Consider the following 8,382-nt stretch of genomic DNA (forward strand, 5'->3'; position numbering starts at 1 on the left):
GTCGACCGGTTCGCCGAGGCCAGCGTGCCCCTGGGGCGGCTGGCTGACGCCGAGGAAATCGCCGAGGCCGCCCTCTTCCTGGCTTCGGACGCCTCGTCGTTCGTCACCGGCGCCGAACTCTTCGCCGACGGCGGCTACACCCGGGCCTGAACGACGGCCGGTGGTGCGCATCCGGTTCCCTCGAAGCGAGGAGGCGCACTCCCGGCCGCGGGCAGCAACGATCGTCGCCACCTTGTCGGCGACGGTGAGGAGTTCGGGTCCGGTGATCACGTACTCCTGTCCCCCGTGCCCCTCCTCGGTGAGCGCCACAGGGGCGACGGCCACGATCCCGTACGGAGACTTGCGGTCAGGTCCTGCCCGCAAGTACCGAGAGGTCGTTGTCGACCGTGTAGTAGGGCCGCACGACGGCATCGCCGACCTCGGTCGCCGGGAAGACGTGGATCTCCTTGCGGTCCGCGACGTCGTCGAGGAGCCGGCCGATGCGGATCGGAGCCTTCCCGTCGGCGGATCCGACCTGGACGGACAGGTCCCAGACCCGGTTCCCGGTGTCGTCCCCGCCTGCCAGTTCCCCGTACTCCACGGTGAAGGCGAATCCGCGGCCGTCGTCGTCGACCTGCGGCACGAGGGTCAGCGCGGTCCCGCTGCCGCCCCTCAGCCGCAGTCGTACGGCGGCTCCCTCGGCGAACGAGGTGCCGTGCAGCCGGGCCCTGACCGTCATCGCCCGGTCCGTGATGTCGATGCCCTCGACCTCCGCGTGGGCGGTGCGCAGCCAGGCCCGTACCGCGAGATAGCCGTCCTTGGTGACGTACGGGACTCGCACGGCGACCGGCGACGGCCGGTCACGGAGGTGTCCGTCGACGAGGGTCCGCAGGTCACGCAGGCCGGGGCGCAGACGTTGCCGGGGCGCGCCGGGTTCGGGGACGAGGTACACGTCCCAGCGGCCCTCGGTGAGGGCGAGTCGCGGCTCCAGTACGGCCCTCAGCCGCCCGTCCTCCGAGGGTTCGAGGTCGAGGGTGTGGAGGGTCTTCTCGGGCTGCCCCTTCTTCGGGCGAAGCCTCAGGAGCAGGCGGGCATCGGTGGACGGTGCCTGGAGGGCGAAGGTGATCCGGCCGTCCGCGTCGGCGGTGCAGTCGGTGCGAGGGGTCGTGCCCTCGGTCGTGCGGGAGTCCGTGTTCATCGCCGTCCCCTCCGTACCGTGCGCAGCGCACCCGAGGCCGCGGCGTACGCGGCGTCACGCGCGGCGAAGCCCTGGCTGACCAGGGCGCGTTGTATTCGCCTCGGTTCCGGCGTGACCGGTCGTTTGCTTCCCGGCGCGGCGGTCACCGCGTCGATCATGCGCTCGGCCTGCTCCACCACGGGGACCGGGGCGAACCGTCGCGCGTTCTCCATCGCGGTACGTCCCATCCGCCGACGTCGCTCGTCGTCGCGGACCAGTTCCAGCAACGCGGCGCTCATGGCCTCGCGGTCCCCGACCGGGACCAGCCGGCCGTCGACGCCGTCCTCGATGATCTCGCCGGGCCCGTAGGGGCAGTCGGTGCTCACCACCGGCAGTCCGCAGCGCATCGCCTCGACGATGGTCATGCCGAACGGCTCGAAGTTGGCCGCGGTCGCGCCGATCGAGCCCTTGACCCACTCCGCCTCCATGGGGGCCGCCGCACCCATCAGAAAGGCGTTGTTGCACAGGCCGAGGTCCTGGATGAGCTGCCGTAGCCGGTCCCGTTCCTCTCCCTTGCCGTAGATGCGCAGCTGCCAGTCCGGGTGTGCGGCGGCGACCGGGGCGAAGGCCTCGATGAGGAGGTCGTAGCGCTTCACCGGGACCAGCCGGCCGGCCGCGACCACCACCTTCGCGTGGCCGTCCGACGGGGGCAGCGCGGGATCGGGGACGCTGTTCGGAAGTGCCTCAACCCGGACCCCGGGCAGCCGCATCTTGCGCCGGTAGGCGGCGGCGTCCGCCTCCGTGACCGTGGTGAGCACGTCGAGCCTGCGGTAGGCCCGGCGCAGCGCGGTGCGCAGCCTGGGCGAGTGGTTGTCGAGGGTGAGGTGCTCCTGCCCGACGCGGACGACGCGCTCCGGTGCCTGGAGTGCGAGATGGACGTTGAGTCCCGGCCGGGTGCCGATGACCACGTCGGCGTCGGTCGTCGCCAGGTACTCGCCGATCCGTTCGTCGGTCAGCTCGCTGTACTGCCGGTAGCGGTACTCGGCTGCCGGGAAGACCCGTGCCGGTCTGAGATGCAGTGGATGTTCCTTCTCGTGCCGCAGATCCACCAGCGGTCTCAAGGACACTCTCGGGTCCAGGGTGAAGTTCGGGTGTTCCCGGTGCCGCAGGGCGGAGATGATCTCCACCTCGTGCCGTTCGGCGAGTGCCTGGGCCAGGTTGAACGTGGTGGTGATCGTGCCTCCGATCCCGTAGGCGTTGTGGAGCAGGAAAGAGATCTTCATGGCGGACTAGACCACGCTGAGCCCCTTTCAGTTGCCTTGTGTTATCGCCCTGTTGTCTTTCTGGTCACCAGGGCCGGCGCCATCGTGGCGCAACCGGACGCGGGGCCGGTGCGGGCTTGACGGCCTCTATGTGACCGGTCACACTCCTGGCATGCATGTGACCGGTCACACGCGGCGCCCGGCGAGCATCAGGGATGTCGCGACCGCCGCCGGCGTCTCGTACCAGACCGTCTCCCGGGTGATCAACGGCCATCCCAGCGTCAGGCCCGCCACCCGGGACCGCGTGCTCGCCGCCATCGACGAGCTGGGCTTCCGGCGCAGTGCGACCGCGCTCGCGCTGGCCAGCGGACGCAGCAGGGCAGTGACCGTGCTCACCGCGAACACCACCCGCCACGGCTACGCCTCCCTCCTCCAGGGCGTCGAGGAGGCGGCCCGCGCTGCTTCCTATGCGGTCGGGATCGGCGTACTGGAATCGGACGAGGAGGCCGCGGTCTCCGCGGAGGTACAACGGGCGGCGGACGTCGGCGGCGGACTGATCGTGATCGCCTACGATCCGGCCGGAGTGCGGGCGTTCGGCGCCGTCCCCGCCGAACTCCCGGTCGTCGGCGTGGTCGAGACCCCGCAGGCCCCTCCCGGCGGCGACTCCCCCCGGGTGTGGACCGACGACCGCGAGGCCGCCTACGAGGCGACACGTCACCTGCTGTCCCTGGGCCACCAGACGGTGCACTACGTCGCCATTCCGTCCGGCACCCGACGCACCAGCGCCCGCACCAGCGGCTGGCGGAAGGCGCTGCGCGCGGCCGGAGCGCCCGAACACCCTCCGGTGCAGGGCAGTTGGGGGCCCGAGGGCGGCCACGCTGCCGGTCTGAGCCTGGCGCGGAACCCTGCCGTCACCGCGATCCTGTGCGGCAACGACGACCTCGCGCTGGGTGTGCTGCGCGCCCTGCACGAGTGCGGCCGTTCCGTCCCCGGCGAGGTCAGCGTGGCCGGGTTCGACGACGCCCCGCACTCCGCCTATCTGACCCCGTCCCTGACGACCGTACGCCTGGACTTCACCGGTCTGGGCCGGGCCGCGTTCGCCCTGCTGCACGGGGTGCTGGAGGGGGCCGCGCACATTGCCCCGCATCCCGTCCGCGCACCGGAGCTGGTGGTCCGGGAGAGCTCGGGGCCACCGCCCGTCACCGTCTGAACGCCCCCATCGCAACGATCCCGGTCACAGCAGCACTTGGAGAAACCGCCATGGCAGGCACCCTCCCCTCGGCAGGCCCCGAGCCGCAGCGCCTCACCGTCGACCTCGGCGTCTCGGAGGGCCCGGTGATGCTCGGCGCCAACGGCGCGCTGTACGGACTCGGCGACGACGGGGTCCCGAGCGATGCCGCACTGGAGCCCCTGAAGATCACGAGCATCTCCCAGAAGCCGGAGGGCGGCGCCCAGCATCCCAACGGCGACGCGCTCACCGTCTCCAGGTCGTTCTTCCGCAACGGAGGCGGCGAGATCCTGGTGATGATGCAGGACATCTACGCCGAGTGGCCGTACGAGGACCTCGGCATCGACGACTACCTGCCCAGGGTCGACAAGATCGTCGAGGAGGTGACGGCGGACCCGAACCGCGACCGTTTCGTCTACATCCCGTTCAACGAGCCCGACCAGATCTGGTACCGGCTGGACGTCTCCGACCAGGCCGAGTACGAGGCCGGCCGCGACCGGTTCTTCCAGGACTGGAAAGCGGTGTACCGGCGGATCCGCGCGATCGACCCCGACGCGAGGATCGCCGGCCCCAACGAAGCCGCCTACCACACCCGCCTGTTGCGCGACTTCCTCGCCTTCGCCAAGCGCGAGGACGTCCTGCCTCAGGTGATGACCTGGCACGAGCTGGACTCCGGCTCACTGCGGGACTTCCAGGCCCACTACGACGACTACCGCGCCCTGGAGCGGGAGGCGGGCATCGCCCCGCTGAAGGTCAACATCGACGAGTACGCCAACCGCCGCGACCTGTCCGTGCCGGGACAACTCGTGCAGTGGGTCTCGATGTTCGAGCGGAACAAGGTGTACGCCAACGCGGCCTACTGGGACGCGGCGGGCAACCTCAGCGGCCATGTGGTCCGCGCCAACATTCCCAACGGCGGCTGGTGGTTCTTCCGCTGGTACGCCGGACTGACCGGTGACACCGTGCGGGTGGCCCCGCCGCGGCCGAGCGCCGTCGACACCCTCCAGGGCCTCGCCTCCCTCGACACCGCGCGCCGTCAGGCCCAGGTCCTGCTCGGTGGTTCCGCCGGCGACTGCGACGTCGTGGTCCGCGACGTCCCCCGGTCCGTCTTCGGCCCCGCGGTCGTCGCGGTCGTGGCCGAGGCCACCTGGTCCGGCTACGAAGGGCGGCATGCGGCGCCCCGCGTGCTCGCCCGGACGAAGCTGCCGGTGGCCGAGGACGGTTCGGTGACCGTGCCGCTGCGCGGCATGCACAGGATGTCCGCCTACCGGATCGTCCTCACCCCCGGCGGCTCCGGCACCCCGACCGCGCCCTCCGTCCCCTGGTCGGCGTCGTACGAGGCGGAGGACGCGGACATCACCGACGGCAAGGTCTTCACCCAGGGCACGGTCGAGAACGCCAACGGCTACGCCGCCTCCGGCACCAAGGACGTCGGCTCCCTCGACCGGCCCACCAGCAAGGTCGACTTCACGGTCACGGTCCCGCACGACGGGACGTACGACCTGGCGATCCTCTACGGCAACCAGTCCGGCGCCCCCGCCACCCAGCGGCTCTCGGTCGATGGCGGAGCCCCGGTCACCGTCACCTACCCCTCCACCCAGAACTGGACCTACCGCGCCAGGAAGGAGCTGCCGGTCCAGCTGGCGTCGGGCACCCACGTGCTGACGCTGGCCAAGGGCTCGGCCGAGGTCACACTCGACCGCATCGACCTCACCGCCCACAGCGGCGAGCCCTCCACCTCCTACGAGGCCACCCTGGCGGACATCGGCGGCAGGCCCTCGTACGACTACTCCTCGTCCGCCGACGTGGGCACGGGTGCCCTCGTGCTGCGTCGGGGAGACAGAGCCGTGTTCGATGTCCACGCCCCGCGTGACGGCTACTACACGGTGGTGCCGCGGGCTTCGGCGGCGGTGGAACTCGCCCTGCACGAAGAGACGGTGACGGCAGCACCCGAACTCCCCCTGCGCCTGTACCTGGTGGCGGGCAACAACCGCGTCGCGATGACGGCGGCCGACGCCTCGGTCCGTTCCCTCGACGTCTCGGGCGACGGCTCGACGTCCGGCGCCCTCACCTACGCCGCCGCCTCGGCCACGCTCACAGGAGAGGCCGAGCTGGTCGACTCGGCGTACGCCTCCACCGGCTCGTACATCGGACGGCTCGGCAACGGCCCGTTCAGCGTCGCCGAGTTCACGGTGCGGGCGCCCAGCTCCGGCCGCTATCTGCTGGTCGTCCACTACGCGCACGACGACCGGCGCGACAACGGCCATGCCTACAACACGGACATCATGTCCCGTACCGCGGACATCACGGTCGGCGACGGCACACCGGTGAAGGTCACCTTCAAGAACACCTGGAGCCCGGACGACTACTGGACGGTGAGCGTCCCCGTCGAGCTGGAGCAGGGCGTCAACAAGGTGACGTTCGGCAACGCCACGGCGTGGGCGCCGCACATCGACCGGATCGAGCTGGGCCGAGTCGTCGACCGGCCGTAGCCCGGCCGGCCGCCATCCGGGCTCCGGGAAGGTTCAGACGGCGTCCAGCTGCGCGAGCTCCTCGGCGGTGAGCGCGAGCTCGGTCGCGGCGAGCGAGTCCCGGATGGTCTCCGGGCGGCTCGATCCCGGGATGGGAACGACGACCGGCGACTTGGCGAGCATCCAGGCGAGGCAGACCCGCTGCGGGCTCACCCCGTGGGCCTCGGCGACGCGCGCGAACGGGGCGTAGGAGGAGCCCAGTTCACCGGCCCGGGAGATGCCGCCGAGCGGGCTCCAGGGCAGGAAGGCGATGCCGAGTTCGTCGCACAGGCGCAACTCCGGCTCGCTGGAGCGGAACGCCGGGGAGAACTGGTTCTGCACCGAGACCAGCCTGCCGCCGAGGATGTCGTTCGCCTGCCGGATCTGGTCGGGGTTCGCGTTGGATACCCCGGCCATACGGATCTTGCCCTCGTCGAGCAGTTCGCGTACGGCACCCACGGACTCGGCGTACGGCACCCTCGGGTCGGGGCGGTGGAACTGGTAGAGCCCGATGGCCTCCACACCCAGCCGGCGCAGGGACGCCTCGCAGGCCTCCTTGAGGTACCGGGGGCTGCCGTCCAGCGTCCAACTGCCGTCGCCGGGGCGCAGATGGCCGCCCTTGGTGGCGACCAGGACGTCCTTGCCGAGGTCGTGGGAGGCGAGGGCCTTGGCGATGAGGGTCTCGTTGTGACCGACCTCGTGGGCGTCCCGGTGGTAGGCGTCGGCGGTGTCGATCAGGGTCACGCCGGCGTCGAGCGCGGCGTGGATCGTGGCGAGGGAACGTGCCTCGTCCGGGCGGCCCTCGATGGACATGGGCATCGCGCCCAGACCGATCGCGCTGACGTCGACATCCCCGATGCGGCGGGTGTGCATGGGCTCGTGACCTCTTTCGGCTGTCGCTCGGCAAACGTTGTCGCCCGGCGAGCGGGCGGGGGTTCGCACGCGGCACCGGACCGACTCCAGCGTGGCTTTCCGGTCGCGGGAGGTCCAATAGAAGAAAGCGAATGCATTCAGCGACGGAGCCGCTGAATCCCCGCTGCCGGGATCGGCCAGGTAACTGCTTGCGCCGCCCGCGGGTTGATGTGACACGCTCTCCTCGCTCGATCGACGGTATTGCGAGAGGCGGCGGCATGCGCATCGGACTGCTCGGCACCGGCCCGTGGGCCCAGATGGCCCATGCCCCCGCCCTGGACCGGCACGCGGAACTGGACTTCGTCGGAGTGTGGGGCCGCCGTACGGCCCCCACGAAGGAACTGGCCGACGCCTACGGCATACGTGCCTACGACGACGTCGACGCGCTGCTCGCCGACGTGGACGCGGTGGCCGTCGCCCTGCCGCCGGCCATCCAGGCGGACCTCGCGGTGCGGGCCGCGCGGGCGGGCTGTCATCTGCTGCTGGACAAACCGCTCGCGCCGACGGTGGAGCAGGCGCGGGCAGTCGTCGAGGCCGTCGAGGCGGCCGGGGTGGCCTCGGTCGTCTTCTTCACCACCCGGTTCCAGCCGGAGACCGAGGCGTGGATCATCGAACAGGCGGCGGTGGAGGGCTGGTTCACGGGACGGGCGGAGTGGCTCGGCGCGGTGTTCAGCGGTGACGGCAACCCTTTCGCGGACTCGCCGTGGCGCCGGGAGAAGGGCGCGCTGTGGGACGTGGGCCCGCACGCCCTGTCCGTGCTGCTGCCGGTCCTGGGTGACGTGCGGCGCGTGACGGCGGCCGCGCACGGCCCCGGTGACACCGTCCACCTGGTCCTCGATCACGCCGGTGGCGCGTCGAGCACACTGGCCCTGAGCCTCACGGCACCGCCCGCCGCTGCGGGCGCCGCGGTGGAGCTGCGGGGCACGGCCGGGGTGACGCTCCTCCCGGAGAGCACCGAGAGCGCGGTGACCGCCCTGCTCCGGGCCACGGACGGCTTGCTGGCCGCCGCCCGGACCGGGAACGCGCACGCGTGCGACGCAAGGTACGGGCTGCGGGTCACCGAGATTCTGGCGGCGGCCGAAGAGCTTTTGAGCGGCGGGGCCTGACCACCGGGGAGGCGGCCTGGATCTGGAGGTCGCAGCCACCCGACACCTCGATGTTCTGGGGGTGGTCGGGCACTAGGTGTGTTGTCCGGGGACGTTGGTGACGGGCGACACGCCCTTGAGTGGTCCTTGAACGAGGTGAGGGCCCCTGGGTTCGGTGTGGATTGCGACATCTACAACCGGCAGCCAGGAGGCCCTCGTTGTCCCACCG

Annotated in this window: 7 protein-coding genes and 1 pseudogene; 4 read left to right on the plus strand and 4 right to left on the minus strand. The window is 71.2% G+C overall.

Annotated elements, in window-relative coordinates:
* On the plus strand, positions 1–150 hold a 150-nt coding region (locus ACZ7NC_RS43520; RefSeq protein ID WP_471497563.1), incomplete at its 5' end, for an SDR family oxidoreductase.
* Positions 151–198: 48 nt separating this feature from the next.
* Here ACZ7NC_RS43520 and ACZ7NC_RS43525 read toward each other — a convergent pair.
* From ACZ7NC_RS43525 to ACZ7NC_RS43535, 3 genes and pseudogenes are all read right to left on the minus strand, one after another.
* Positions 199–327, minus strand: a pseudogene (locus ACZ7NC_RS43525) (hydroxylase); the annotation flags it as partial.
* Positions 328–346: 19 nt separating this feature from the next.
* Entirely contained in the window at positions 347–1,177 is an 831-nt protein-coding gene (locus ACZ7NC_RS43530) for a transferase (protein WP_471497552.1), read from the minus strand.
* Entirely contained in the window at positions 1,174–2,439 is a 1,266-nt protein-coding gene (locus ACZ7NC_RS43535) for a glycosyltransferase family 4 protein (protein WP_471497554.1), read from the minus strand. The genes ACZ7NC_RS43530 and ACZ7NC_RS43535 overlap by 4 nt, the downstream gene beginning before the upstream one ends.
* A gap of 151 nt (positions 2,440–2,590) precedes the next feature.
* On the opposite strand from ACZ7NC_RS43535, the gene ACZ7NC_RS43540 reads away from it, so the two are divergent.
* Together ACZ7NC_RS43540 and ACZ7NC_RS43545 are read left to right on the plus strand one after the other, a co-directional pair.
* Positions 2,591–3,628: a LacI family DNA-binding transcriptional regulator gene (locus ACZ7NC_RS43540; protein WP_471497556.1), complete on the plus strand. Its 1,038-nt coding sequence runs from the start codon at positions 2,591–2,593 to the stop codon at positions 3,626–3,628.
* A 50-nt stretch (positions 3,629–3,678) separates the two neighbouring features.
* Positions 3,679–6,138, plus strand: a complete 2,460-nt coding sequence (locus tag ACZ7NC_RS43545; protein ID WP_471497558.1) for a CBM35 domain-containing protein — start codon at positions 3,679–3,681, stop codon at positions 6,136–6,138.
* Positions 6,139–6,171: 33 nt separating this feature from the next.
* Here ACZ7NC_RS43545 and ACZ7NC_RS43550 read toward each other — a convergent pair whose 3' ends face one another.
* Positions 6,172–7,029 (minus strand): aldo/keto reductase, encoded by an 858-nt coding sequence (locus tag ACZ7NC_RS43550; RefSeq protein WP_471497560.1) that lies wholly within the window; start codon positions 7,027–7,029, stop codon positions 6,172–6,174.
* Positions 7,030–7,286: 257 nt separating this feature from the next.
* Between ACZ7NC_RS43550 and ACZ7NC_RS43555 the strand changes: the two genes are divergently transcribed.
* Positions 7,287–8,174, plus strand: a complete 888-nt coding sequence (locus ACZ7NC_RS43555) for a Gfo/Idh/MocA family protein (protein ID WP_471497562.1) — start codon at positions 7,287–7,289, stop codon at positions 8,172–8,174.
* Positions 8,175–8,382 lie beyond the last annotated feature (208 nt).

Source organism: Streptomyces sp. NPDC111802 (assembly GCF_055634335.1).

Bases quoted from the DNA above. Each gene is read 5' to 3' on its own strand.
- ACZ7NC_RS43530 (WP_471497552.1), bottom strand. From the start codon at position 1,177: ATGAACACGGACTCCCGCACGACCGAGGGCACGACCCCTCGCACCGAC.
- ACZ7NC_RS43535 (WP_471497554.1), bottom strand. From the start codon at position 2,439: ATGAAGATCTCTTTCCTGCTCCACAACGCCTACGGGATCGGAGGCACG.
- ACZ7NC_RS43540 (WP_471497556.1), top strand. From the start codon at position 2,591: ATGCATGTGACCGGTCACACGCGGCGCCCGGCGAGCATCAGGGATGTC.
- ACZ7NC_RS43545 (WP_471497558.1), top strand. From the start codon at position 3,679: ATGGCAGGCACCCTCCCCTCGGCAGGCCCCGAGCCGCAGCGCCTCACC.
- ACZ7NC_RS43550 (WP_471497560.1), bottom strand. From the start codon at position 7,029: ATGCACACCCGCCGCATCGGGGATGTCGACGTCAGCGCGATCGGTCTG.
- ACZ7NC_RS43555 (WP_471497562.1), top strand. From the start codon at position 7,287: ATGCGCATCGGACTGCTCGGCACCGGCCCGTGGGCCCAGATGGCCCAT.